At 71.8% G+C, this 23,785-nt stretch carries 21 protein-coding genes; 18 read left to right on the forward strand and 3 right to left on the reverse strand.

The features are described 5' to 3' along the window. The first annotated feature begins 1 nt into the window (after window position 1). The 16 genes from ACIQCJ_RS16285 (at window position 2) to ACIQCJ_RS16360 (ending at window position 17,708) form a co-directional block, all read left to right on the forward strand. Window positions 2-1,639 carry an acyl-CoA dehydrogenase family protein gene (locus ACIQCJ_RS16285; RefSeq protein WP_402711680.1) on the forward strand — a complete coding sequence of 546 codons (1,638 nt, stop codon included), beginning with the start codon at window positions 2-4 and terminating at the stop codon, window positions 1,637-1,639. A 383-nt stretch (window positions 1,640-2,022) separates the two neighbouring features. Further along, window positions 2,023-3,300: a GAF domain-containing protein gene (locus ACIQCJ_RS16290; protein WP_391163898.1), complete on the forward strand. Its 1,278-nt coding sequence runs from the start codon at window positions 2,023-2,025 to the stop codon at window positions 3,298-3,300. A gap of 229 nt (window positions 3,301-3,529) precedes the next feature. Next, window positions 3,530-4,081 (forward strand): GNAT family N-acetyltransferase, encoded by a 552-nt coding sequence (locus ACIQCJ_RS16295; RefSeq protein ID WP_355338744.1) that lies wholly within the window; start codon window positions 3,530-3,532, stop codon window positions 4,079-4,081. A gap of 151 nt (window positions 4,082-4,232) precedes the next feature. Next, a complete protein-coding gene (locus ACIQCJ_RS16300) occupies window positions 4,233-4,316 on the forward strand; it encodes a putative leader peptide (RefSeq protein WP_355338823.1) in 84 nt (27 codons plus the stop codon). Between the two features lie 155 nt (window positions 4,317-4,471). Continuing rightward, the gene (locus tag ACIQCJ_RS16305) at window positions 4,472-6,196 is read left to right on the forward strand and encodes a nitrite/sulfite reductase (RefSeq protein ID WP_391163896.1); all 1,725 of its coding nucleotides are present in this window, start codon (window positions 4,472-4,474) and stop codon (window positions 6,194-6,196) included. Then, window positions 6,193-6,372, forward strand: a complete 180-nt coding sequence (locus ACIQCJ_RS16310) for a hypothetical protein (RefSeq protein ID WP_355338738.1) — start codon at window positions 6,193-6,195, stop codon at window positions 6,370-6,372. Before ACIQCJ_RS16305 ends, ACIQCJ_RS16310 begins: the two co-directional genes overlap by 4 nt. Next, a complete protein-coding gene (locus ACIQCJ_RS16315) occupies window positions 6,369-7,073 on the forward strand; it encodes a phosphoadenylyl-sulfate reductase (protein WP_355338735.1) in 705 nt (234 codons plus the stop codon). The genes ACIQCJ_RS16310 and ACIQCJ_RS16315 overlap by 4 nt, the downstream gene beginning before the upstream one ends. Before the next feature lie 95 nt (window positions 7,074-7,168). Beyond that, entirely contained in the window at window positions 7,169-7,708 is a 540-nt protein-coding gene (gene cysC, locus ACIQCJ_RS16320; RefSeq protein WP_355338820.1) for an adenylyl-sulfate kinase, read from the forward strand. Then, window positions 7,705-8,640 carry a sulfate adenylyltransferase subunit CysD gene (cysD, locus tag ACIQCJ_RS16325; RefSeq protein WP_355338732.1) on the forward strand — a complete coding sequence of 312 codons (936 nt, stop codon included), beginning with the start codon at window positions 7,705-7,707 and terminating at the stop codon, window positions 8,638-8,640. Before cysC ends, cysD begins: the two co-directional genes overlap by 4 nt. Window positions 8,641-8,642: 2 nt before the next feature. Then, entirely contained in the window at window positions 8,643-10,007 is a 1,365-nt protein-coding gene (locus ACIQCJ_RS16330) for a sulfate adenylyltransferase subunit 1 (protein ID WP_401312203.1), read from the forward strand. Between the two features lie 261 nt (window positions 10,008-10,268). Continuing rightward, window positions 10,269-11,414: an aliphatic sulfonate ABC transporter substrate-binding protein gene (locus tag ACIQCJ_RS16335; RefSeq protein ID WP_355338726.1), complete on the forward strand. Its 1,146-nt coding sequence runs from the start codon at window positions 10,269-10,271 to the stop codon at window positions 11,412-11,414. Window positions 11,415-11,487: 73 nt separating this feature from the next. Further along, window positions 11,488-12,291, forward strand: coding sequence for an ABC transporter ATP-binding protein (locus tag ACIQCJ_RS16340; protein ID WP_402711681.1), 804 nt, complete (start codon window positions 11,488-11,490; stop codon window positions 12,289-12,291). Further along, on the forward strand, window positions 12,278-13,213 hold the full coding sequence (locus ACIQCJ_RS16345) for an ABC transporter permease (RefSeq protein WP_355338720.1): 936 nt from the start codon (window positions 12,278-12,280) through the stop codon (window positions 13,211-13,213). Before ACIQCJ_RS16340 ends, ACIQCJ_RS16345 begins: the two co-directional genes overlap by 14 nt. Beyond that, window positions 13,213-13,965 (forward strand): sirohydrochlorin chelatase, encoded by a 753-nt coding sequence (locus ACIQCJ_RS16350; RefSeq protein WP_402711682.1) that lies wholly within the window; start codon window positions 13,213-13,215, stop codon window positions 13,963-13,965. The genes ACIQCJ_RS16345 and ACIQCJ_RS16350 overlap by 1 nt, the downstream gene beginning before the upstream one ends. Before the next feature lie 212 nt (window positions 13,966-14,177). Further along, on the forward strand, window positions 14,178-16,427 hold the full coding sequence (locus ACIQCJ_RS16355; protein WP_402711754.1) for an MMPL family transporter: 2,250 nt from the start codon (window positions 14,178-14,180) through the stop codon (window positions 16,425-16,427). A 258-nt stretch (window positions 16,428-16,685) separates the two neighbouring features. Next, a complete protein-coding gene (locus tag ACIQCJ_RS16360) occupies window positions 16,686-17,708 on the forward strand; it encodes a sigma-70 family RNA polymerase sigma factor (protein WP_355338814.1) in 1,023 nt (340 codons plus the stop codon). Here ACIQCJ_RS16360 and ACIQCJ_RS16365 read toward each other — a convergent pair. Continuing rightward, the gene (locus ACIQCJ_RS16365; RefSeq protein ID WP_188280389.1) at window positions 17,667-17,888 is read right to left on the reverse strand and encodes an STAS domain-containing protein; all 222 of its coding nucleotides are present in this window, start codon (window positions 17,886-17,888) and stop codon (window positions 17,667-17,669) included. The two genes, ACIQCJ_RS16360 and ACIQCJ_RS16365, sit on opposite strands and share 42 nt — an antisense overlap. A gap of 342 nt (window positions 17,889-18,230) precedes the next feature. Between ACIQCJ_RS16365 and ACIQCJ_RS16370 the strand changes: the two genes are divergently transcribed. After that, window positions 18,231-19,097: an aminoglycoside phosphotransferase family protein gene (locus ACIQCJ_RS16370; RefSeq protein ID WP_355338711.1), complete on the forward strand. Its 867-nt coding sequence runs from the start codon at window positions 18,231-18,233 to the stop codon at window positions 19,095-19,097. 172 nt (window positions 19,098-19,269) lie between these two features. Here the strand turns inward: ACIQCJ_RS16370 and ACIQCJ_RS16375 are convergent, their stop codons facing one another. Both ACIQCJ_RS16375 and ACIQCJ_RS16380 read right to left on the reverse strand, forming a co-directional pair. Next, window positions 19,270-19,980, reverse strand: coding sequence for an exonuclease domain-containing protein (locus ACIQCJ_RS16375; RefSeq protein WP_391048729.1), 711 nt, complete (start codon window positions 19,978-19,980; stop codon window positions 19,270-19,272). A 125-nt stretch (window positions 19,981-20,105) separates the two neighbouring features. Then, window positions 20,106-21,335, reverse strand: coding sequence for an SAV2148 family HEPN domain-containing protein (locus ACIQCJ_RS16380; protein ID WP_355338811.1), 1,230 nt, complete (start codon window positions 21,333-21,335; stop codon window positions 20,106-20,108). Window positions 21,336-21,610: 275 nt separating this feature from the next. Here ACIQCJ_RS16380 and glgX point away from each other — a divergent pair, with 275 nt between their 5' ends. After that, window positions 21,611-23,749, forward strand: a complete 2,139-nt coding sequence (gene glgX, locus ACIQCJ_RS16385) for a glycogen debranching protein GlgX (protein WP_402711683.1) — start codon at window positions 21,611-21,613, stop codon at window positions 23,747-23,749. Window positions 23,750-23,785: the final 36 nt, after the last annotated feature.

Consider the following 23,785-nt stretch of genomic DNA (forward strand, 5'->3'; position numbering starts at 1 on the left):
CATGAGCACCCTCACTCACACGGTGACCAATCAGGCTCCGCCGCTGGTCGGCCATGACGTGTACAGCACCGACAGCGCCCTCGTGGAGGCCGTGGCCCGCCACGCCGATCCGGCCGGGCTCACGGAGATCACGGACGAGTTGAGCGAGCTGGGCAAGGCCGCGGGATCCGCCCAGGCACAGCGCTGGGGCGAGGAGGCGAACACGTACTCGCCCGTGCTGCGCACCCACGACCGCTACGGCAACCGGATCGACGAGGTGGACTTCCACCCCTCGTACCACCGGCTGCTCGGGCACGCGGTCAGCGCCGGTCTCACCGACGCCTGGTCGCGGCCCGACGGGCACCTCAGGCGGGCCGCCGGGTTCCTGGTCTGGTCGCAGGTCGACGCCGGGCACGGCTGTCCGGTGTCGATGACGCACGCGGCGGTGCCCGCGCTGCGCACCGACCCGGCGCTGGCCGCCGAGTGGGAGCCGCGGCTCGGGTCGCGGGTCTACGATCCGCAACTGGTCGCGGCCGGCGAGAAGCCGGGCGCGCTGTTCGGAATGGGCATGACGGAGAAGCAGGGCGGCTCCGACGTACGGGCCAACACCACGCACGCCGAGCCGCTGGCGGAGGACGGCGCGTACGCGCTGACCGGGCACAAGTGGTTCTGCTCCGCGCCGATGTCGGACGGCTTCCTCGTCCTGGCGCAGGCGCCGGGAGGGCTGACCTGCTTCCTGCTGCCGCGCGTGCTGCCGGACGGCACCCGCAACGTCTTCGCGATCCAGCGGCTGAAGGACAAGCTCGGCAACCGCTCCAACGCCTCCTCCGAGGTGGAGTTCAGCGGTACGTGGGCGCGGCGGGTCGGCGACGAGGGGCGCGGGGTGGCCACCATCATCGAGATGGTCGCGGCGACCCGTCTCGACTGCGCGCTGGGCTCGGCCGCCCTCATGCGGCAGGCGGTGGCGCAGGCCGTGCACCACGCCACGTATCGCAGCGCCTTCGGCGGGCCGCTGGCCGACAAGCCGCTGATGCGCAACGTGCTGGCGGACCTCGCGCTGGAGTCGGAGGCCGCGACGACCACGGCGCTGCGGCTGGCGGCGGCCTGCGACGCGGACACCGAGCAGGAGCGGCACTTCCGGCGGCTGGCGGTGGCCGTCACCAAGTTCTGGGTCACCAAGCGCTGTCCGGTCGTCGCGGCCGAGGCGCTGGAGTGCCTGGGCGGCAACGGCTACGTGGAGGAGTCCGGCATGCCGCGGATCTTCCGCGAGTCGCCGCTGAACTCGGTGTGGGAGGGCTCGGGGAACGTCCAGGCCCTCGACGTGCTGCGCGTCCTCCAGCGGGAGCCGCTGGCCCTCAACGCCTTCCTGGCCGAGCTGGGGCTGGCCCGCGGGGCCGACCACCGCCTCGACGGCGCCGTCAAGGACCTCCTCGGCGAACTCGCCGACCTCGACGGAGTCGAGACCCGCGCCCGCCGCATCGTCGAGCGCATGGCGCTGGTCCTCCAGGGCACCCTCCTGGTCCGCTTCGCGCCCCCCGAGGTCGCCGACGCCTTCTGCGCCTCCCGCCTCGGCCACGACTGGGGCGCCACCTTCGGCACTCTCCCCCACACCCTGGACCTGTCCTCGATCGTCGACCGCGCCCGCCCGGTCCAGTCCTAGGGCGCGTCCGCGAAGTCCCGTCGCGGCGGAACGGAAAACGGCGCGGCAGCGGCTGTCCCTCCGCTCGCCCCCCGAAGGGGGAGCAGAAAGGTTTCCGCCGCCGCGCCCACGGAGGGTGGCGCCGCGCCGACTCGGCACCACCCCCGGTCTGTTGGGCCGTCAGGCCGACCGTCCCGGCAGCGCGGGCGGGGGGCTGCCGCGCGCCGGTGACGCCGCGTCACTCTCCGTCGAAGTCGCGTACGCTCGCAATGGTTGCAGCCCGTTGCACATGTCGTCAGGCCGTGTGGGGACCTCCGGCGGAGGGGAGGGAAATCGCGACGGCCGGGCCCGTACGGCGGCACCATGGGCAGTGGAAGACGGAGAGCACGCAGGGCGGGGGCGACGTGACACACTTTCCGATCCAGGTCGGCCGGAGGGACGCGATGGACGCCCGCGCGTCCGCGCACCTGCTGGCCTCGGTCCGGGAAGCCACTCTTGCGGGTGATGTGCCGCCGAAGCCGCCGCGGCCGGTGATCGGCGAGTCATGGACACGCGCCCTGAGCCGGGGCCTGGACCCGGACACCGGTCGCAACGACGGGCTGCTGGGCACCGACGAGCTGGAGTACCGGCGGCAGTCCACCCCGCTCGGCGCTCTGCTGCCGCTGCTGCGCGACGGTCTGCACGCGGTCGCGGACGTGGCCGGGCACATCATGATCGTCACCGACCCGGAGGGCCGGGTGCTGTGGCGCGACGGCAGCCTCGCGTCCCGCAAGTCCCTCGCCGACCGGCTGGGCTTCGCCGAGGGCGCGAGCTGGGCCGAGGACGCGGTCGGCACGAACGCGATCGGTACGGCGCTGGTGACCGGCACCCCCCTCCAGGTGCACTCGGCCGAGCACTACGTGCGCAATCTGCACGGCTGGACCTGCGCCGCGGCCCCGCTGCACGATCCGCGCGACGGACGGCTGCTGGGCGTGGTGAATGTGACCGGTCCCGCCTCCACCGCGCACCCGGCGAATCTGTCGCTGGTCTCCGCGGTGGCCAGGGTCGCCGAGGGCGAACTGCGGGCCAGGCACTGGGCGGCGGTCGAGCGGCTGCGGTCGGTGGCCGCGCCGCTGCTGGCCCGGATGGAGGGCCAGGCGCTGGCCGTCGACCCCAACGGCTGGGTGGCCGCGGTGGCCGGGATGGCGCCGCCGGACCGGCTGCAACTGCCCGCGGCCGTCAGCGCCGGGCAGATGTGGCTGCCCTCGCTCGGCCTGTGCTCGGTGGAGCCGCTGCCGGGCGGCTGGCTGGTACGGCTGGGCAGCCGCGAGCGGGCGTCGGGCGCGAGCCAGGTGGTGCTGGACGTGAGCCGTCCGCGCAACTGGATGGTGACGGTGAGCGGCGCGGCCGGGAGCTGGGCGCAGCAGCTCAGTCCGCGCCACGCGGAGCTGCTGTTCGTGCTCGCGGTGCACCGCGGCGGCAGGACCGCGGCCGAGCTGGCCGCCGACTTGTTCGGCGATCCGAGCCGTACGGTGACGGTGCGCGCGGAGCTGTCCCGGCTGCGGCGGAATCTGGCGGGCGTGCTGGCGCACCGGCCGTACCGCTTCGCCGACGGGGTGAATGTCGAACTCATCCGTCCGCACCACCCGTTGGACCTCCTCCCGCACTCGCTCGCGCCCGCGGTGCTGGCCGCGCGCCGCTGACCGTACGGCCGCCGGGCGCGGCCGGTCACCGTACGTGTCCGGCCGCATTCGCGTGATGACCATCGAAACGAGTCGGCGGCGCGGCCGTCAAGAGGACGTGTCCGCGCCGTGGGGGCGCGCGGAGCGCGGTACGGGCGCGGGCCGGGGGCGAGATCCGGCCACCGGGTGCCCGGTCGCGGCGTCCGGGGCGGGCCCGGGGCGCGGGGCCGCACCGCCTAGGGTGGGCCGCATGAGTACGCCCGTGACCACCTGGTCCCTCGAACTGACCTCGCCCGACGAGCTGCGGGCCGCGGCCGTGCCGCCCGAGGCGTCGGGTGTCCGGATCGTGCGGTCGCAGGTCCCGTCGGCCGAATTCGGGCGCTTTCTGTATACGGCGGTCGGCGCGGACTGCGCGTGGCGGGACCGGCTGCCGTGGCCGCCGGAGCAGTGGCGGGCGCATCTGGCGCGGCCCGGCACCGAGGTGTGGGTGGCGTACGAACACGGCACCCCCGCGGGTTATGTGGAGCTGGGGGCGCAGGACGCGGGCGTGGTGGAGATCGTCTACTTCGGGCTGCTGCCGGACTCCAGGGGCCGCGGTCTCGGCGGCCATCTGCTGTCCTTCGGCACCGAGCGGGCCTGGGACCTGGGCGACCGCTGGGAGGGAAGGGAACCGACCGAGCGGGTGTGGGTGCACACCTGCTCGCTGGACGGGCCGTACGCGCTGGACAACTACCGGCGGCGCGGCTTCCGGGTGTTCGACACGACGGTCGCCGCTTCCCCGTCCACTCCGCCGGGCGCGTGACCGTCCACTTAGCCGGGCGCGTGACCGTCCGCGCGCCGGTCGCGCCGGGCGGGGCGTGACCGACGCCACAGTTTCTCACCTGGTGAGATTATCTGGTCCACATAATGGATGGCGGTGGACTCTCCGGAGACCCGCATGCCACGCTTTCGTCATGTCACGCACTGGAATCGCCTTGGTAGGTCGGCCACACGTCGACTTCTGCCGCGTGTCCAGCGCCATCTGTCCGGCGGTCTGACCGACTTAGCTCCGCTCCCCGCCATCCCCGTCGTCGTGGATGCCCGGGAGTCCCCGGCCGCCCCGCTGTGTTTCACAGCCCTGCGTTTTCCCAGGCCATAGGGTGCTCCCGCGCGTAATCGACCGTATTCGAGCCTGCCCGAAGGACGCATCGCCATGGCTTCCACCCCTGACCTGCCCCAGACTCCGGCCGGAGACGCCGCCGCCGGGGCTGCCGCGTCGCGCCGCAAGGCCGGACGGCACCGCGGTGAGGGCCAGTGGGCCATGGGGCACTTCACGCCGCTCAACGGCAACGAGCAGACCAAGAAGGACGACGACGGTCTCAATGTGCGGACACGCATTGAGACGATCTACTCCAAGGCCGGATTCCAGTCCATCGACGGCGCCGACCTGCGCGGCCGGATGCGCTGGTACGGGCTGTACACGCAGCGCCGCCCCGGGATCGACGGCGGCAGGACCGCCATCCTGGAGCCGGAGGAGCTGGACGACGAGTTCTTCATGATGCGGGTCAGGATCGACGGCGGCCGGCTGACCGTGGCCCAACTCCGGGTGATCGGCGAGATCTCGCAGGAGTTCGCCCGCGGCACCGCCGACCTCACCGACCGGCAGAACATCCAGTACCACTGGATCCGGATCGAGGACGTACCGGAGATCTGGCGCCGCCTGGAGGCGGTCGGCCTGTCCACCATGGAGGCGTGCGGCGACACGCCCCGCGTCATCCTCGGCTCGCCCGTCGCGGGCATCGCCGAGGACGAGATCATCGACGGCACCACCGCGATCGACGAGATCCACGACCGCTACATCGGCAGCAAGGAATTCTCCAACCTGCCGCGGAAGTTCAAGACCGCGGTCTCCGGCTCGCCGCTGCTGGACGTGGCGCACGAGATCAACGACATCGCCTTCGTCGGCGTCCGGCACCCCGAACACGGCCCCGGCTTCGACCTGTGGGTCGGCGGCGGGCTGTCCACCAACCCCAAGCTCGGTGTGCGGCTGGGCGCCTGGGTGCCGCTGGACGAGGTGCCCGAGGTGTGGGCGGGCGTCATCGGCATCTTCCGCGACTACGGCTACCGGCGGCTGCGCGCCCGCGCCCGGCTGAAGTTCCTGGTCGCCGACTGGGGTCCGGAGAAGTTCCGCCAGGTGCTCCAGGACGACTACCTCAAGCGCGAGCTGACCGACGGTCCGGCGCCCGACCAGCCGGTGCAGCAGTGGCGCGACCACATCGGCGTGCACCGGCAGCAGGACGGCCGCTTCTACGTCGGCTTCGCCTCGCGGGTCGGCCGGATCGACGGCGCGACGCTGACGAAGATCTCCGAACTGGCCGCCGAGCACGGCTCCGACCGGCTGCGGACCACCGTCGACCAGAAGATGCTCGTCCTGGACGTCGAGGAGTCCCGGGTCGAGTCGCTGGTCGCGGGTCTGGAGTCGCTGGACCTCCAGGCCACGCCGTCGCCCTTCCGGCGCGGCACGATGGCCTGCACCGGAATCGAGTTCTGCAAACTCGCCATCGTGGAGACCAAGGCGCGCGGCGCCTCGCTCATCGACGAACTGGAGCGGCGGCTGCCGGACTTCGACGAGCCGGTCACCATCAACATCAACGGCTGCCCCAACTCCTGCGCCCGTATCCAGGTCGCGGACATCGGTCTCAAGGGACAGCTCGTCACCGACGCCGACGGCGAGCAGGTCGAGGGCTTCCAGGTGCACCTGGGCGGCAGCCTCGGCCTGGAGGCGGGCTTCGGCCGCAAGGTCCGCGGTCTGAAGGTCACTTCGGCGGAGCTGCCGGACTACGTGGAGCGGGTGCTGACCCGCTTCCAGGCCGGTCGCACCGACGGCGAGCGCTTCGCGCAGTGGGCGGCGCGCGCCTCCGCTGAGGAGCTGTCATGAGCGAGCGGGCCGCGCCGTTCTACTGCCCCTACTGCGGGGACGAGGACCTGCGTCCGTCCGAGGAAGGCCACGGCGCGTGGGAATGCCACGCCTGCAATCGCGCATTCACGCTGAAGTTCCTCGGGCTGCTGTCCAGGGGAACGACCGCCAACTCCCCGCATGGAGGCGCCTCGTGACCACCGCACAGCACACCGCCGAGGACTTGCGCACCCTGGCCGAGCAGGCGGGCCGCGACCTGGAGGAGGCGTCCGCGCTCGACGTGCTGCGCTGGGCCGCCGACACCTTCGGGCCGCGGTTCTGCGTCACGTCCTCGATGGAGGACGCCGTGGTCGCGCACCTCGCCTCGCGGGCGCTGCCCGGCGTGGACGTGGTCTTCCTCGACACCGGCTACCACTTCCCCGAGACCATCGGCACGCGGGACGCGGTCGCGGCCGTGATGGACGTCAACGTCATCACGATCAGCCCGCGCCAGACCGTCGCCGAGCAGGACGCCGAGTACGGGCCGAAGCTGCACGACCGCGACCCCGACCGGTGCTGCGCGCTGCGCAAGGTCGCTCCGCTGGAGGAGGGCCTGCGCGGCTACGAGGCGTGGGCGACGGGCCTGCGCCGCGACGAGTCGCCGACCCGGGCCAACACCCCGGTGGTGTCCTGGGACGCCAAGCGGCGGAAGGTCAAGATCGCGCCGATCGCCCGCTGGACGCAGGACGACGTGGAGGCGTACGTCGCCGAGCACGGGGTCCTCACCAACCCGCTGCTGACGGACGGTTACGCCTCGGTGGGCTGCGCGCCGTGCACCCGCCGGGTGCTGGAGGGCGAGGACGCCCGCGCCGGCCGCTGGGCGGGCCTGGGCAAGACCGAGTGCGGGATCCACCTGTGACGGCCGGTCGGACGGGGACCGGTGCCACGAAGGCCGGCCCCACGCGGACCGGCGCGGTGACGACCGAGGCAGTGACGACCAGTCAGGAGTTGGGGATGACCACCGGCGCCACCGTCTGGCTCACCGGTCTGCCGAGCGCGGGCAAGACCACCATCGCCCATGCCCTCGCCGAGCGGCTGCGCGCGCAGGGCCGCCGGGTCGAGGTGCTCGACGGCGACGAGATCCGCGAATTCCTCTCCGCGGGCCTCGGCTTCAGCCGCGAGGACCGGCACACCAATGTGCAGCGCATCGGCTTCGTCGCCGAACTCCTCGCCTCGCACGGCGTGTTGGCGCTCGTCCCGGTCATCGCGCCGTACGCCGACAGCCGCGAGGCCGTCCGCAAGCGCCACCAGCAGCAGGGCACCGGCTATGTCGAGGTGCATGTCGCGACACCGGTCGAGGTCTGCTCGGTGCGTGACGTCAAGGGCCTGTACGCCAAGCAGGCCGCGGGTGAACTGACCGGCCTGACCGGCGTGGACGACCCGTACGAGATCCCGGCCGACCCCGATCTGCGGATCGAGACCCAGGGCCGCACGGTCGAGGAGTCGGCTTCCGTACTGCACGCGCTGCTTGTCGAGAAGGGGCTCACCATATGACCGCCGCCGTCGCGCACTCCGGAAGCACGGACAGCCCGTACGCCCTCTCGCACCTGGACGCGCTGGAGTCCGAGGCCGTGCACATCTTCCGGGAGGTGGCGGGCGAGTTCGAGCGGCCGGTGATCCTCTTCTCCGGCGGCAAGGACTCGATCGTCATGCTGCACCTGGCGCTGAAGGCGTTCGCGCCCGCGGCGGTGCCGTTCTCGCTGCTGCACGTGGACACCGGGCACAACTTCCCCGAGGTGCTGGAGTTCAGGGACCGTACGGTCGCCGAGCACGGCCTTCGGCTGCATGTCGCGATGGTGCAGGAGTACATCGACGACGGGCGGCTGCGCGAGCGGCCCGACGGCACCCGCAACCCGCTCCAGACGGTGCCGCTGACCGAGGCCATCAGGGAGCACCGCTTCGACGCGGTGTTCGGCGGCGGACGGCGCGACGAGGAGAAGGCGCGGGCCAAGGAGCGGGTGTTCTCGCTGCGCGACGAGTTCTCGCAGTGGAATCCGCGCCGCCAGCGCCCCGAGCTGTGGCAGCTCTACAACGGCAAGCACGCGCCGGGCGAGCACGTACGGGTCTTCCCGCTGTCCAACTGGACCGAGCTGGACGTGTGGCAGTACATCGCCCGCGAGAAGATCGCGCTGCCCGAGATCTACTTCGCGCACGAGCGCGAGGTGTTCAACCGGTCGGGGATGTGGCTGACCGCGGGCGAGTGGGGCGGCCCGAAGGCCGGTGAGCCGGTGGAGACCCGCCAGGTGCGCTACCGCACGGTCGGCGACATGTCCTGCACGGGCGCCGTCGACTCCGCGGCCACCACGCTCGACGCGGTGATCACCGAGATCGCCGCCTCCCGGCTGACCGAGCGGGGCGCGACCCGCGCCGACGACAAGATGTCGGAAGCCGCGATGGAAGACCGCAAGCGCGAGGGGTACTTCTAACCATGACCGCCACCACGGGTCCCACCAACCCCCTCACCGCCGAGCAGTTGTCGGCCACCACGCTGCTGCGCTTCGCCACCGCGGGCTCCGTCGACGACGGCAAGTCCACGCTGGTGGGGCGGCTGCTGCACGACTCCAAATCGGTGCTCACCGACCAACTGGAGGCGGTCGAGCGGGCGTCGCTCGGCCGCGGCCAGGAGGCCCCGGACCTGGCGCTGCTCACCGACGGCCTGCGGGCCGAGCGCGAGCAGGGCATCACCATCGACGTCGCCTACCGCTACTTCGCCACCGCGCGGCGGCGGTTCATCCTCGCCGACACCCCGGGCCATGTGCAGTACACCCGCAACATGGTCACCGGCGCCTCGACGGCGGAGCTGGCCGTGGTGCTGGTCGACGCCCGCAACGGCGTGATCGAGCAGACCCGGCGGCACGCGGCCGTCGCGGCCCTGCTGCGCGTCCCGCACGTGGTGCTCGCGGTCAACAAGATGGACCTGGTGGACTACGCGGAGCCCGTGTTCGCCGCCATCGCCGAGGAGTTCACCTCCTACGCGGCCTCGCTGGGCGTCCCGGAGATCACCGCGATCCCGATCTCCGCGCTGGCCGGTGACAATGTCGTCGAGCCGTCCGCGCACATGGACTGGTACGGCGGCCCGACCGTCCTGGAGCACCTGGAGACGGTCCCGGTCAGCCACGACCTGACCGGCTGCCCCGCGCGGTTCCCCGTGCAGTACGTGATCAGGCCGCAGACCGCGGAGCACCCGGACTACCGCGGTTACGCGGGCCAGATCGTCTCGGGGCTGCTGCGCGTCGGCGACGCGGTGACGGTGCTGCCGTCGGGCCGTACCACCACGATCTCCGGGATCGACGCGCTCGGTGAGGCCGTCGACACCGCGTGGGCGCCGCAGTCGGTGACGGTGCTGCTCGCCGACGACCTGGACATCTCGCGCGGCGACATGATCGCGCCGACCGCGACGGCGCCCGCGATCACCCAGGACATCAGGGCCACGGTGTGCCATCTGCACGAGCGTCCGCTGCGGATCGGCGACCGCGTGCTGCTCAAGCACACCACCCGGACGGTGAAGGCGATCGTCAAGGGCCTGCCGTACCGGATCGACCTCTCGCACGGTCTCGCGCACGACAACGAGCCCGCCGAGCTGGAGGTCAACGACATCGGAGCGGTGCTGCTGCGCACCGCGGAGCCGCTGCCGGTGGACGCGTACGCGGACTCCCGGCTGACCGGTTCCTTCCTGCTGATCGACCCGGCGGACGGTACGACGCTGACCGCGGGCATGGCGGGCGAGGCGTTCGCGGAGAAGACGGATCCGGCCGCGGGTGGCGCGGCCGACGACGAGGGTTGGGACTTCTGACGATGACTCAGGATGCCTTCTCGGGTTTCGCGAAGGAGGGCGGCCGCGTCGGCAGCGGCTCACTCGGCGCGGGTACGGGCGGGGTCGCACGATGTGTGGGCTGACGCGCCCGGCCGCGGACCACGGGCACGCCGTGACCGCCGCCGTACCCCAGCGCCGCGCACAGCGGCCCCCGTTGCACCGCTTTCGAAGACCTGACGAACTTCCGGCCGCGCCCTGACCATGAGCGCGACACGCCGGGCCTTACGAGAGGACACCCACGTGTCTGCCCAGTCCCGTCCCGTATCCCGCGCCCTCCGCCGCCGCAGACTCACCGCCGCGGCCGCCGCCCTGCCGATCCTGTTCGGCGCTCTCGCCGCCTGCGGCTACGGCTCCAACGACGACAAGTCGAGTGACGCGACGACCGCGCCGGCCGCCAGTGCCGGTGCCGACGCGAAGAAGCTCTCCGCCGACCAGGTCAAGATCGGCTACTTCCCGAACCTGACGCACGCCACCCCGCTGGTCGGCCTCAAGGAAGGCATCTTCCAGAAGGAACTGGGCGCCACCACGGTCAAGGAACTGACCTTCAACGCGGGCCCCGAGGAGATCGAGGCGCTCAACGCCGGTTCCATCGACATCGGCTGGATCGGCCCCTCCCCCGCGATCAACGGCTACACCAAGTCGAACGGCGCCAGCCTGAAGATCATCTCGGGTTCGGCGTCCGGCGGTGTGAAGCTCGTCGTCAACCCCGACAAGATCAAGACGCTGGACGACGTCAAGGGCAAGAAGATCGCCACCCCGCAGCTCGGCAACACCCAGGACGTGGCGCTGCTGAACTGGATCAAGACCAAGGGCTGGAAGGTCGACGCGCAGAGCGGCAAGGGCGATGTGTCGGTGGTCCGCACCGACAACAAGATCACCCCCGACGCGTACAAGCAGGGCTCCATCGACGGCGCGTGGGTGCCGGAGCCCACCGCGTCGAAGCTGGTCGCCGAGGGCGCGAAGGTGCTGCTGGACGAGAGCACGCTGTGGCCCGACAACAAGTTCGTGATCACCAATGTGATCGTGTCGCAGAAGTTCCTCAAGGCGCACCCGGACGTGGTCGAGGCGGTGCTGCGCGGTTCGGTGAACACCAACGCGTGGATCGCGGCCAACCCCGACAAGGCCAAGGCGGACGCGAACGAGCAGCTCAAGAAGCTGACGCAGAAGGCGCTCCCGGCCAACGTCCTCGACCCGGCCTGGAAGTCCATCCAGGTGCTGGACGACCCGCTGGCGAAGACCGCGGGCGAGGAGGCGCAGCACGCCGTGGACGCCGGTCTGCTCAAGGCGCCGAAGCTCAACGGGCTGTATGACCTGACGCTGCTCAACAAGGTGCTCACGGCGGACGGCAAGCCGACGGTGGACGCCGCGGGGCTCGGCGCTCAGTAGCCCCGCCCGCGACACCCGCCCCCCGACGACCCGTAGCGGCGTCAACCGCACCCGCCCCGTAGGACCCCAGGAGGTGACACCCATGGCCGACACCCTCACCAGTGCCGACGCGCAGACCGCGGAGCCCGAGGCGTACGCCGCGCGGCTCGACCATGTGTCGAAGGCGTTCGGCAGGCCCGGCGCCCGGCAACTCGTGCTGGACGACATCACGCTCGACGTGGGGCCCGGTGAGTTCGTCTGCCTCCTGGGGGCCTCGGGGTGCGGCAAGTCCACCCTGCTCAATCTGGTCGCCGGACTCGACAAGCCGTCCGCGGGCGCCATCGCGGCGCCCGGCGGGCGGCCCGCCCTGATGTTCCAGGAACACGCGCTGTTCCCGTGGCTGACGGCGGGCAAGAACATCGAACTGGCCCTGCGGCTGCGGGGCGTGCCCCGTGAGGAGCGCCGCCCCGAGGCCGAGCGGCTGCTGGACCTCGTACGGCTCGGCGGCGCGTACGGCAAGCGGGTGCACGAGCTGTCCGGCGGTATGCGGCAGCGCGTGGCACTGGCCCGCGCGCTCGCCCAGGACAGCCAACTGCTGCTGATGGACGAGCCGTTCGCGGCGCTGGACGCCATCACCCGCGATGTGCTGCACGACGAGCTGACCCGGATCTGGTCCGAGACCGACCTGTCGGTGCTGTTCGTGACGCACAACGTCCGGGAGGCGGTACGGCTCGCCGAGCGGGTCGTGCTGATGTCGTCACGGCCGGGGCGGATCGCCCGTGAGTGGACCATCGACATCCCGCAGCCGCGCCGTATCGAGGACGCGGCCGTGGCGGACCTGTCCGTCGAGATCACCGAAGAACTGCGTGGGGAGATCCGCCGCCATGGCCAGCACTGAGACGTCCGCGCAAGGCGCCGTCCCGCTCGGGAAGACGGACGGGCCGGGCGCCGCGGACCGGCACGACCTGTCAGGGCTCGAAGCGGGCCTCGACGCGCTGGAGACCGTCGAGGTCCGGCGGGCGCCCTTCTGGGAGATCCTGTTCAAGAAGGTGCTGCCGCCGGTCACCGCGATCCTGCTGGTGCTGGTGGTCTGGCAGCTCGCGGTGTGGGGCGGTTTCTCCGACCCGACGAAGCTGCCCAGCCCGCACGCCGTCGGCCAGGCGCTGTCCGAGCGGTGGAACGAGGGCGACCTGCTCTCCATCATCTGGACCAGCGTGCAGCGCGGCCTGCTCGGCTTCGTCGCCGCGCTGGCCATCGGCACCCCGCTGGGCCTGCTGGTGGCCCGTGTGCCGTTCGTACGGGCGGCGATCGGCCCGATCCTGTCCGGGCTCCAGTCGCTGCCGTCGGTGGCGTGGGTGCCCGCCGCGGTGATCTGGCTGGGCATCAACGACTCGGCGATGTACACGGTGATCCTGCTGGGCGCGGTGCCGTCGATCGCCAACGGCCTGGTGTCCGGCATCGACCAGGTGCCGCCGCTGTACCTGCGCGCGGGCCGCACCATCGGCGCGACCGGCCTGCGCGGCGCCTGGTTCATCCTGCTGCCCGCCGCGCTGCCCGGTTACGTCGCGGGCCTCAAGCAGGGCTGGGCGTTCTCCTGGCGCTCCCTGATGGCCGCCGAACTCATCGCGTCCTCACCGGACCTGGGCGTCGGCCTCGGCCGCTACCTGGAGAACATGCGCGAGGGTTCCGACATGGCCGGGGTCTTCCTCGGCATCCTGCTGATCCTGTTCGTCGGCATTGCCATCGACCAGATCATCTTCAGCCCGCTGGAGCGCTGGGTGCTGCGCAGCCGCGGCCTGACCGCCGGGGCCCAGCAGTAGTGCGCCCCGCCGCCCGGCCCCCCTTGGTCGTCATCGCGCACGGTTCCCGCGACCCGCGGCACGCCGAGACCGTGCGCGCGCTGACCCGGCGGGTCAGGGCGGCGCGGCCGGGTCTGCGGGTCGAGACCGGCTTCCTGGACTTCTGCGCCCCCTCGGTGCCCCAGGTGCTGGAACGGCTCGCGGCCGAGGGCGTACGGGAGACCGTCGCCCTTCCGCTGCTGCTGACCCGCGCCTTCCACGCCAAGGCCGACATCCCCGCCGTACTGCGGGACGCCCCCTCCCGGCTGCGGATCACGCAGGCCGACGTGCTCGGCCCGTCGCCGCTGCTGGTCGCCACCTTGGAGCGGCGGCTGACGGAGGCCGGGCTGCGGCCGGGCGACCGCGCCTCGACCGGTGTGGTGCTGGCCTCCGCGGGCTCGACCGACCCGGAGGCCAGGGCGGTGATCGCCGACATCGCGCGGGAGTGGCGGCGCACCGGATGGCGCGCCGTGCGCCCCGCGTTCGCCTCCGCCGCCCTGCCGCGCACCGAGGACGCCGTACGCGCGCTGCGCGCCGAGGGCGTCCGCCGGATCGCCGTGGCCCCGTACGTCATCGCGCCGGGCTTCCTGCCCGACCGGATCGCCCGCGGCGCGCGGGAGGCGGGCGCCGACCTGCTCGCGCCGGTGCTCGGCGCCGCGCCGGAGCTGGCCGAACTACTGCTGCGCCGGTACGACGAGGCGCTGCTGCCCGCGCGCCGACTGGTGTCGGTGTAAGGGCCAACTTCCCGGCCATGGTGGGGTTGTCCCCACCCCTGAGGGGGAGCCCGCCCTCCCGGAAGTCACCAGCAGGCCGGATGGGTCGGCGCCCCGCGTCCCCATAGCGTCATAGGCGTACGGAGCGGCCCCGGATCACCAGGTCAGGCCGCCACCCATGACGATCCTTCAAGGGGGACACCGTGAGTCGCTCAGGCGCACACGGCAGCAGGATGGGCATCGCGGCGGCTATGGGCGGTTGGAGCGCCCGGCACCGCTGGGCGGCGGTGGGCGGGTGGCTGCTCTTCGTCATCCTGGCGATGTTCGTCGGACAGTCGGCGGGCCGGGTCGACCTCGACCAGGACAAGTCGATGTCCGGCGAGATCAACCAGGCCGCCACGATCAAGGAGAACGCCGGGCTCAAGAGCGCGGCGGGCGAGATGGTGCTGATCCAGGCCAAGGGCTCGGGTCACGCGACCGACCCGGCCTTCCGCACCGCGGTCGCCGATGTGATGACCGCGGTCAAGGGCACGGGCAAGGTCACCGCGGTCACCTCGCCCTATGACACCAAGGCCGTCTCCGCCGACCGGCGTTCGGCGCTGGTCCGCTTCGACATGCTCGGCCTGGCGGACGACGCGCCCGACAAGGTGCAGCCGGTCATGGACGCGGTGAAGAAGGTCCAGTCGCGCCACACGGACCTGCGGATCGAGGAATTCGGCGACGCGAGCGGCGGGAAGGTGCTCAACGACGCCTTCGGCAGCGACTTCAAGACCGCCGAGTTCTCCGCCGTGCCCGTGGCACTGGGCATCCTGCTGATCGCGTTCGGCGCGCTGGTCGCGGCGCTGCTGCCGGTGGCGCTGGCGATGACGGCGTTCATGGCCGCGGGCGGTGTGGTGGCGATGGTCAGCCACATCATCCCGATGAGCGACACCGCCAACTCCGTGATGCTGCTGGTCGGCCTGGCCGTCGGCGTCGACTACTGCCTGTTCTACCTGCGCCGCGAGCGTGAGGAGCGGGCCGCGGGGCACGACGGACAGACCGCGATCAAGATCGCGGCGGCCACCTCGGGGCGGGCCATCCTGATCTCCGGCATCACCGTGATCGTGGCCATGGCGGGCATGCTCTTCACCGGCATCGGTGACTTCAAGGCGATGGGCCTGGCCACGATGATCGTCGTCGCCATCGCGATGTTCGGTTCGGTCACCGTGCTGCCCGCGCTGCTGTCGCTGCTCGGCCACCGGGTCGAGAAGGGCCGCATCCCGTTCCTGAACCGCGGCCGGAAGAACACCGCCCGGCGCGCCGCCAACCCCAGCAGCCGCTTCTGGAAGACCGTCCTGGGTCCGGTGCTGAGCCACCCCAAGACCGCCACGGTGATGGCGGGCGGCGCGCTGCTGGTCATCGCGCTCCCCGCGTTCGGCATGAAGACCGCGAATCTGTCGATGCCGCAGGAACTGGGCAGCAAGCTGCCGATCATCCAGACCTACGAGCACATCAACGAGGCGTTCCCCGGCGGTCCCGACCAGGCCAACGTGGTCGTCAAGGCCGACGACATCGACGCCCCGGCGGTCAAGAAGGCCATCGCCGCCTTCCGCGCCGAGGCCGTGTCCTCGGGCGCCAGCAAGGGCCCGGTCACCCTGACCGTGCACGCCGCGCAGAACGTCGCCCAGATCGACGTACCGCTGGCCGGCGGCAGCGACCGCGCCAAGGCCCAGGACAACGTGCGGACGCTGCGCGACCACGTACGGCCCGACACCCTCGGCAAGGTCGACGGCCTCCAGGCGCCGGTGACCGGTGGGACGGCCGGGTCGATGGACTTCACGGCCAAGATCACCAGCAGTGTGCTGCCGGTCTTCGCCTTCGTGACCGTCTTCGCCTTCCTGCTGATGCTGCTGTCCTTCAGGTCGCTGACCATCGCGCTGACCTCGATCGTGCTCAATCTGCTCTCGGTGGGCGCGGCCTACGGCATCCTGTCCGCGGTCTTCCAGCACGGCTGGGGCGCGTCGCTGGTGGGCGCCACCGGTACGGGCGCGGTGGTGGCCTGGCTGCCGCTGTTCCTCTTCGTGATCCTGTTCGGGCTGAGCATGGACTACCACGTGTTCGTGGTCTCCCGGATCCGCGAGGCCAAGGTGCGCGGGATGAGCACCCGCGGCGCGATCGAGCACGGCATCACCACCACCGCGGGCGTCGTGACCAGCGCCGCCGTCATCATGGTCGCCGTGTTCGCGATCTTCGGGACGCTGTCCATGCAGAGCATGAAGCAGATGGGTGTCGGCCTGGCCTTCGCGGTGCTGATCGACGCGACCGTCATCCGCGGGGTGCTGCTCCCGGCCGTGATGAGCCTGCTCGGCGAGCGCAACTGGTACCTGCCGCGCTGGATGCACCGGCTGCCCGACATGACGCACGACGAGTCGACCCTGGCCCCGCCGCCGGTCGTCGCGCTGCCGGAGGAGCCGTACCGGGACCAGGTGCCCGACCGGGTCTGATCCCCGGCCAGGAGCCGGGGAGGACCCTGGGACCTGTTCCCGACCCGACCTGGGCCCCAGGACCTGTTCCCGGCCCGGCCCGGCCCGCCTCGGCCCGGCGCGAAAATTACCTCGGAAAATTCGGATCCCGCGTTTCTCCGCAGGTCACGGAGCCCCTGTCCCGCCCGGGACGGGGGCTCCGGCGCGTTCCGGGCGGTGTTCCGGGCCCCTTTTCCGGGCTCGTTGTCAGTGGGCGGGCCTAGTGTGGAAAGCGTGACCGTGAGAGAGAGCGAAAGCGCCGGGAGCGGTACCGCCCTGGCTGCCGACGAGGTGGAGCTCCGTCTTGAGGAGCACCGGGCAGAGCTGACCGGCTACTGCTACCGCATGCTCGGCTCGGTGTTCGAGGCCGAGGACGCCGTGCAGGAGACGCTGGTCCGCGCCTGGCGCGGGCAGCGTGGCTTCGAGGGTCGGGCCTCGTTCCGCTCCTGGCTGTACCGGATCGCGACCAATGTGTGCCTGGACAGTCTCAACGCGGGCAAGCGCCGGGCCCGCCCGATGGACCTGTCCCCCGCGTCGCACGCCGACGCGACGCTGCCCGCCGCCTCCCCGGAGAGCGTCTGGATCGAGCCGGTGCCCGACGTCCGCGCCCTGCCGTCCTCCGGCGACCCGGCCGATGTCGTGGTCTCCCGCGAGACGATCAAGCTGGCCTTCGTCGCCGCCCTCCAGCACCTGCCCGCTCGGCAGCGGGCCGTCCTGATCCTGCGCGAGGTGCTGGCCTGGAAGGCCAGCGAGACCGCGGAACTGCTCGGTACGACGGTGGCGTCCGTCAACAGCGCGTTGCAGCGCGCCCGTGCCACGCTCAGCGAGGCCGGGGTGAGCACGGCGGGGACCGACTACGCCAAGGCCGCCGCCGCGCCGATGGACGAGGCGCAGGAGAAGCTGCTCGCGCGCTATGTGGACGCCTTCGAGCGCTACGACCTCGATTCGCTGACCGCCCTGCTGCACGAGGACGTCACGCTGTCCATGCCGCCGTACGCCCTGTGGCTCCAGGGTCACCAGGACATACGCGACTGGTTCCTCGGCACCGGTATCGAGTGCAAGGACTCCCGGCTGCTGCCGGTGTGGGCGAACGGATCGCCCGGCTTCGGGCAGTACCGGTCGAACGGCCCGGAGGGCGGCCACCACCCGTGGGCGCTCCAGGTGCTGGAGATCACCGACGGCCGGATCACCGGCATCAACGCGTTCCTCGACACCGCGCACCTATTCCCGCTTTTCGGCCTCCCACTCGAACTGCCCCGCTAGCCCGGCGAGTTCGAGCAATTCGCGGAGTTCCGCGGTGGCGCCGCGCAACCGCACGGTGTGCCCGGTCCTGTGCGCGGCCAGCCCCAGCCGGGCGAGCGCGCCGATGGTGCCGGGCGCGCCGCCGGGGAGCCCGGTCACGTCCACGACCAGGGGTTCCGTCGGGCCGGGTGCCGCCGTCACAGTCTTCTCCGCCTCTCCTGGACCTGGCCCCCGGACGGGCCTTCATGGATACCGACCGGCCGGGCGGCCAGGATTCATCGCTGCGCGCCCGACGTATTCGGGCGTATTCACGGCGCATTCTCAGCCGGTGACGCGCGTTCAGGGGGCGCGCGGATGCGACACTGGCCTAGTTCCGCGCCGTTGACCGATGCTGTCGGCATATGCGGTACGGAAAGCGGCACGTCGGTGGGGCGGCGCGTGACACGGCGGGGGCGTACGGGGAGGGCGCGGGCGGGCGCGGCGGTACGGGACAGTGGACGATTCGGGACTGCGGGCGATTCGGCGAAGGGTTCGGGTTTCGGCATGGCGGACACGAGGGTGTTCACGCGGGAGCGGGCGCGGGCGGTGCTGGATGCCGCCGGGCATCACGAGGCCGAGCTGCTCGCCTTCGGCGAGAACGCGGTCTACGCCGCCGGGCGTCTGGTGATCAAGATCGGCCGCAGCGCCGATCTGCTGGAGCGGGCCCGGCGCGAGGTGCGCACCGCCGACTGGCTGGCCAAGCACGATGTGCCCGCCGTGCGCTCGGCGGAGTCCGAGGTGCGGCTGGTGGACGGCCACCCGATCACGTACTGGCAGCGGCTGCCGGAGCCGCTGCGGCCCGCGGAGCCCGCCGATGTGGCGCCGCTGCTGCTGCTCGTGCACGCGCTGCCCGAGCCGGACTTCGGGCTGCCGCCGCGTGAGCTGCTCGGCGGGGTCGAGCGCTGGCTGCGGCTGGCGGGGGACGCGATCGATCCGGCGGACGCCGCGTATCTGCGCAATCGGCGCGACGGTTTCGCGACCGCCGCGGCCGAGCTCGTACCGCACCTGGAGCGCGGGCCGATCCACGGGGACGCGCTGCCGCGCAACGTGCACATCGGGCCCGACGGGCCGGTCCTGGTCGACCTGGAGACCTTCTCCTCCGACCTGCGCGAGCACGACCTCGTCGTCCAGGCGCTCAGCCGTGACCGCTACGGGGTGCCCGCGGCGGCGTACGACGCCTTCACCGCCGCCTATGGCTGGGACGTCACCGAGTGGCCCGGCATCACCGTCCTGCGCGGTGCCCGCGAGACCGCCAGTTGCGCCTGGGTCGCCCAGCACGCCCCGGCCAGCCCGGCCGCCCTCAACGAATTCCGCCGACGTGTCGCTTCGCTGAGAGCCGCCGACCCCACCGTCCGCTGGTACTCCTTCTGACCCCGCCCCACCGCGGCGGCCTTCAAGGAAGGCACCGCCGCCTTCCCCCGCCCCATCACCCCCCGCACGGCCGCCGGTTGACCGCGACGCACAGGTGAGCCGAAGAGGGGGCGCCTCTTCGATCCGCCGCAGCGGCGGGACGCGGGACGGCGGGTGACCGGCCCCGGAGGGGTCAGGCGGCGGAGACGCGCAGCGGCCAGGCGCGGTCGATGGTGGAGGCGTCGGCGGACCCCTTGCGGCGGAGCCAGGAGGCGAAGTCCTCGGCCCAGTCGGCGTACCAGCCGCGCTGCTCGTCGTAGAGGTCCCAGAGGTCGGCGTCGGCGACCTGGGGGTAGCGGGCGGCGAGGGCGCGGGCGACGCGGACGGCGGCGAGGGCGTCGGCGCCCGCTTCGTGCGCGCCGTCGAGGACGACACCGTAGACGCCGCAGGCGGCCTCCAGGGTGCGCTTGCCGCGCCGGTACTTGTCGAGGGCGCGGTCCATCACCAGCGGGTCGAGCACGGGCCCCGGACGGGCCCCGGGAACGGCCAGCGGCGGCAGCGCGTACCGCCGCAACTCCTCGTCCAGCAGGGTGAGATCGAAGGGCGCGTTGTAGACGACGACGGGCACCCCGGCCGCCCAGTACCCCCGCAGGGCGTCGGCGATCTCGGCGACGACCTCCGGCGCCGGGCGCCCCTCGGCCGCCGCGCGGGCGGTGCTTATGCCGTGGATGGCGGTGGTCTCCTCGGGAATGGCGACGCCGGGATTGGCCAGCCACGCCCGGTGCCGTACCGGCTCCCCGTCCTTCACCTCGGTGACCGCCGCGGTCACGATCCGCGCCTGGCGCGGATCCGTCCCCGTCGTCTCCAGGTCGAACCCGACCAACAGCTCCTCATGCCATGCCATGGCGAGCATCCTTCCCACCCATTTCCCCGTAACCCCCGTGTGCCCTGCCATCATCGCGCGGACCACTGACAGCGCCGGACGGCGGGGTTCCGTTTCCCGGGGCGTCCCCGCCCCTCCCCCGGAGGTCACGACACGGGACGGGAATCCGTCCAGATGCCCTCGAACTCCTCGCGGTAGACCTCGAAGAGCCCGTGTTCCGCGGGCCCTTCCTCGGCGACCACCTGCCGGGACCCGCCGCGCAGCAGCAGCACCGGCACCTCCATGCCGCGGGCCCGCCGCAGATAGGACTGCACGACGGCCAGGCCGTCGCCGGTGTCGCCGTCGACGAGGTAGGCGGTGAAGCGCGGGGTCTCGTCGAAGACCCGGATCTCGAAGGCGTCGGGGTCCCGCAGCCGGGCCCGCACCCGGCGCATGTGCATGATGTTCATCTCGACCGACCGGGCCAGCTCACCGCGCCCCAGGCCCAGTTCCCGCTCGCGGCGGCGGACCGTACTGCTCGCGGGGTTGAGGAAGAGCAGTCTGACCCGGCAGCCGGACTCGGCGAGCCGCACCAGGCGCCGCCCCGAGTAATTCTGCACCAGCAGATTGAGGCCGATGCCTATCGCGTCGAGCCGGCGCGCGCCGGAGAACAAGTCCTCGACGGGGAGCTGCCGTTGCAGCCGCACCCGGTCCGGGTAGACGCCGATGACGTCGGAGTAGCGGTCGGCGACCAGGTCCTCGACGGCGTCCACCGGCAGCCGCTGCGCGGCCGTACGGGCGGGTCCCGCGCCCAGCAGCTCCAGCAGCTTGGCGGCGGCCCGCTCGGCCTGGTCCAGGACGGTCCTGGACAGCGCCCGGTTGCGCGAGACGACGTGCCGGGCCACCTCCAGCTCGTCCAGGGCGAGTTCGAGGTCGCGGCGGTCGTCGAAGTACGGCTCGAAGCACGGCCAGTGCTGGACGACCAGTTCGCGGAGCTGGGGCAGCGTCAGAAAGCTGAGCACATTGTCGTCGGCGGGGTCGAGCAGGAAGCCCTTACGGCGGCTCACTTCCCGTACCGCGACGGCCCGTTGCACCCATTCGTGCCCGGCCGGGCCCGCCGCGGCGACCACCCACTCCTCGCCGTGCACGGGCTCGTAGATCGGGCGCAGCACAGCGTTGACGACGGCGCGCAGGCGCTGTTCCACGAGGTTGAGCCATACATAGGCCCGCCCGGCGCGCGTGGCGCGGGTGCGTACCTCCGACCAGGCTTCCGCGCCCCAGTCCAGCTCCGCTCCGATCTCCAGCGGCTGGGCGAGGGTGACCGCGCTCTGCACCGCCTCGGCGGCGGCACCGTCCGCGACCTGACGGTCCTCCTGATCTCCACCACCCGGGAGCATCAGACCTCCGGACGTCTCCACGCCACCCGCCTCCCACCCCCGTCCACGATCAAGGAAGGGTACTGCGGTGCAGGGTGCCCCGCAGCCCTGTTGACCCTACTTGACTACTACCGGACAAGCTCATCACCCTTGCGGTAGCTGGCTGTTGTGGCTTTGTCACCCTCGGGTGGACCAGGTGGGAGGATGCACTCTCGGCAACGAATTCGGCAACGAAGCTGGCCGGGTGCGCGGAATCGATCCGCGCTCTCCCGGTCCGGGAGTGGAAGAGTCACGAGATGCAAGTCTGGCCGGGTCAGTCGTACCCCCTGGGTGCCACCTTCGACGGCGCGGGCACCAACTTCGCCGTCTTCTCCGAGGTGGCGTCCCGTATCGAGCTGTGCCTGCTGCACGACGACGGGTCGGAGACGGCCGTCGAGCTGCGCGAGGCGGACGCCTTCGTACGGCACGCCTACCTGCCGGGGGTGATGCCGGGTCAGCGGTACGGCTTCCGGGTGCACGGGCCCTACGACCCGCCCCGCGGCCACCGCTGCAACTCCGCGAAGCTGCTCCTCGACCCGTACGCCAAGGCGATGAGCGGCAGCATCGACTGGGACGAGGCGGTCTACGGCTACCGCTTCGGACAGCCCGACTCGCGCAACGATCTGGACTCCGCCCCGCACACCATGACGTCCGTCGTGGTGAATCCGTACTTCGACTGGGCCGACGACCGCGCCCCGCGGATCGATTATCACAAGACCATCATCTACGAGGCCCACGTCAAGGGCCTGACGATGACTCACCCGGGTCTGCCGGAGGAGATCCGCGGCACCTACGCGGCGCTGGCTCACCCGGCGGTGATCGGCCATCTGGTGGAACTCGGGGTGACGACACTGGAACTGATGCCGGTGCATCAGTTCATCCAGGACCACCGTCTGGTGGACGCGGGCCTCGCGAACTACTGGGGTTACAACACCATCGGCTTTTTCGCGCCGCACCATTCGTACTGCTCGCTGGGCGACCGCGGGCAGCAGGTGCTGGAGTTCAAGACGGCGGTCCGCGCGCTGCACCGGGCCGGGATCGAGGTGATCCTGGACGTGGTCTACAACCACACGGCCGAGGGGAGCCACCTCGGGCCGACGCTGTCGCTGCGCGGCCTGGACAACGCCTCGTACTACCGGCTCGGCGGCGACAAGCGGTACTACACGGACACCACGGGCACCGGCAACAGCCTGCTGATGCGCAGCCCGCACGTCCTCCAGCTCATCATGGACAGCCTGCGGTACTGGGTCACCGAGATGCACGTGGACGGCTTCCGTTTCGACCTCGCGGCCACGCTGGCCCGGCAGTTCCACGAGGTGGACCGGCTCTCGTCCTTCTTCGACCTGGTCCAGCAGGACCCGGTGGTCTCGCAGGTGAAGCTGATCGCCGAGCCGTGGGACGTCGGCGAGGGCGGCTACCAGGTGGGCAACTTCCCGCCCCTGTGGACCGAGTGGAACGGGAAGTTCCGCGACACGGTACGGGACCTGTGGCGCGGCGAGAGCGCCACGCTGGCCGAGTTCGGCTCCCGGCTGACCGGTTCCTCCGACCTCTACCAGGACGACGGCCGCCGCCCGTTGGCCTCGGTCAACTTCGTCACCTGCCACGACGGTTTCACGCTGCGCGACCTGGTGTCGTACAACGACAAGCACAACGACGCCAACGGCGAGAACAACCGTGACGGCGAGAGCTTCAACCGGTCCTGGAACTGCGGTACGGAGGGGCCGACGGAGGACGAGAAGGTGCGGTCGCTGCGCGGGCGGCAGATGCGCAACTTCCTCGCCACGCTGATGCTCTCGCAGGGCGTGCCGATGATCTCGCACGGCGACGAGTTCGGCCGTACCCAGAAGGGCAACAACAACGTCTACTGCCAGGACAACGAACTGGCGTGGGTGTCCTGGCCCGGCAAGCCGGACGACGGCGGGCCGAACGACGAGGCGCAGCAGTTGCACGAGTTCCTGCGCACGATGGTGTGGCTGCGGCGCGACCACGCCGTGTTCAGGCGGCGGCGCTTCTTCCACGGGCGGCCGGTCGAGGGCACGCACGACGAACTGTCGGACATCGCCTGGTTCACGCCCGAGGGGCAGGAGATGGCGCAGCGCGACTGGCAGGCGGCGCACGCGAGGTCGATGTCGGTCTTCCTCAACGGCAACGCGATCTCCGAACCGGGGCCGCGCGGCGAGCCGGTCACCGACGACTCGTTCCTGCTGATGGTCAACGCGGCGCCGAAGCCGCAGGAGTTCGTGGTCCCGGTCAACCACGGCTTGGAGTGGCAGCTCGTGGTGGACACCCAGTTGGCCGGGGGCGTCCCGCCGGGCACCGGCCAGCGCGTACGGGCCGGGGACCGGGTGGAGCTGGCCGACCGCAGCATGGTGGTGCTCCAGCGCCCGGCGCTGTAGCGGCCCGGCGGCGCGACACGTGCTCCGCGTGAGGCG

Origin of the sequence: Streptomyces sp. NPDC093221 (assembly GCF_044753885.1) — a bacterium.
Taxonomy (GTDB): Bacteria; Actinomycetota; Actinomycetes; order Streptomycetales; family Streptomycetaceae; genus Actinacidiphila.

Coding starts and splice junctions, on each gene's coding strand:
- ACIQCJ_RS16285 (WP_402711680.1), top strand. CDS start 2: ATGAGCACCCTCACTCACACGGTGACCAATCAGGCTCCGCCGCTGGTC.
- ACIQCJ_RS16295 (WP_355338744.1), top strand. CDS start 3,530: ATGAGTACGCCCGTGACCACCTGGTCCCTCGAACTGACCTCGCCCGAC.
- ACIQCJ_RS16300 (WP_355338823.1), top strand. CDS start 4,233: ATGTCACGCACTGGAATCGCCTTGGTAGGTCGGCCACACGTCGACTTC.
- ACIQCJ_RS16305 (WP_391163896.1), top strand. CDS start 4,472: ATGGCTTCCACCCCTGACCTGCCCCAGACTCCGGCCGGAGACGCCGCC.
- ACIQCJ_RS16310 (WP_355338738.1), top strand. CDS start 6,193: ATGAGCGAGCGGGCCGCGCCGTTCTACTGCCCCTACTGCGGGGACGAG.
- cysC (WP_355338820.1), top strand. CDS start 7,169: ATGACCACCGGCGCCACCGTCTGGCTCACCGGTCTGCCGAGCGCGGGC.
- cysD (WP_355338732.1), top strand. CDS start 7,705: ATGACCGCCGCCGTCGCGCACTCCGGAAGCACGGACAGCCCGTACGCC.
- ACIQCJ_RS16330 (WP_401312203.1), top strand. CDS start 8,643: ATGACCGCCACCACGGGTCCCACCAACCCCCTCACCGCCGAGCAGTTG.
- ACIQCJ_RS16345 (WP_355338720.1), top strand. CDS start 12,278: ATGGCCAGCACTGAGACGTCCGCGCAAGGCGCCGTCCCGCTCGGGAAG.
- ACIQCJ_RS16355 (WP_402711754.1), top strand. CDS start 14,178: ATGGGCATCGCGGCGGCTATGGGCGGTTGGAGCGCCCGGCACCGCTGG.
- ACIQCJ_RS16370 (WP_355338711.1), top strand. CDS start 18,231: ATGGCGGACACGAGGGTGTTCACGCGGGAGCGGGCGCGGGCGGTGCTG.
- ACIQCJ_RS16375 (WP_391048729.1), bottom strand. CDS start 19,980: ATGGCATGGCATGAGGAGCTGTTGGTCGGGTTCGACCTGGAGACGACG.
- ACIQCJ_RS16380 (WP_355338811.1), bottom strand. CDS start 21,335: ATGCTCCCGGGTGGTGGAGATCAGGAGGACCGTCAGGTCGCGGACGGT.
- glgX (WP_402711683.1), top strand. CDS start 21,611: ATGCAAGTCTGGCCGGGTCAGTCGTACCCCCTGGGTGCCACCTTCGAC.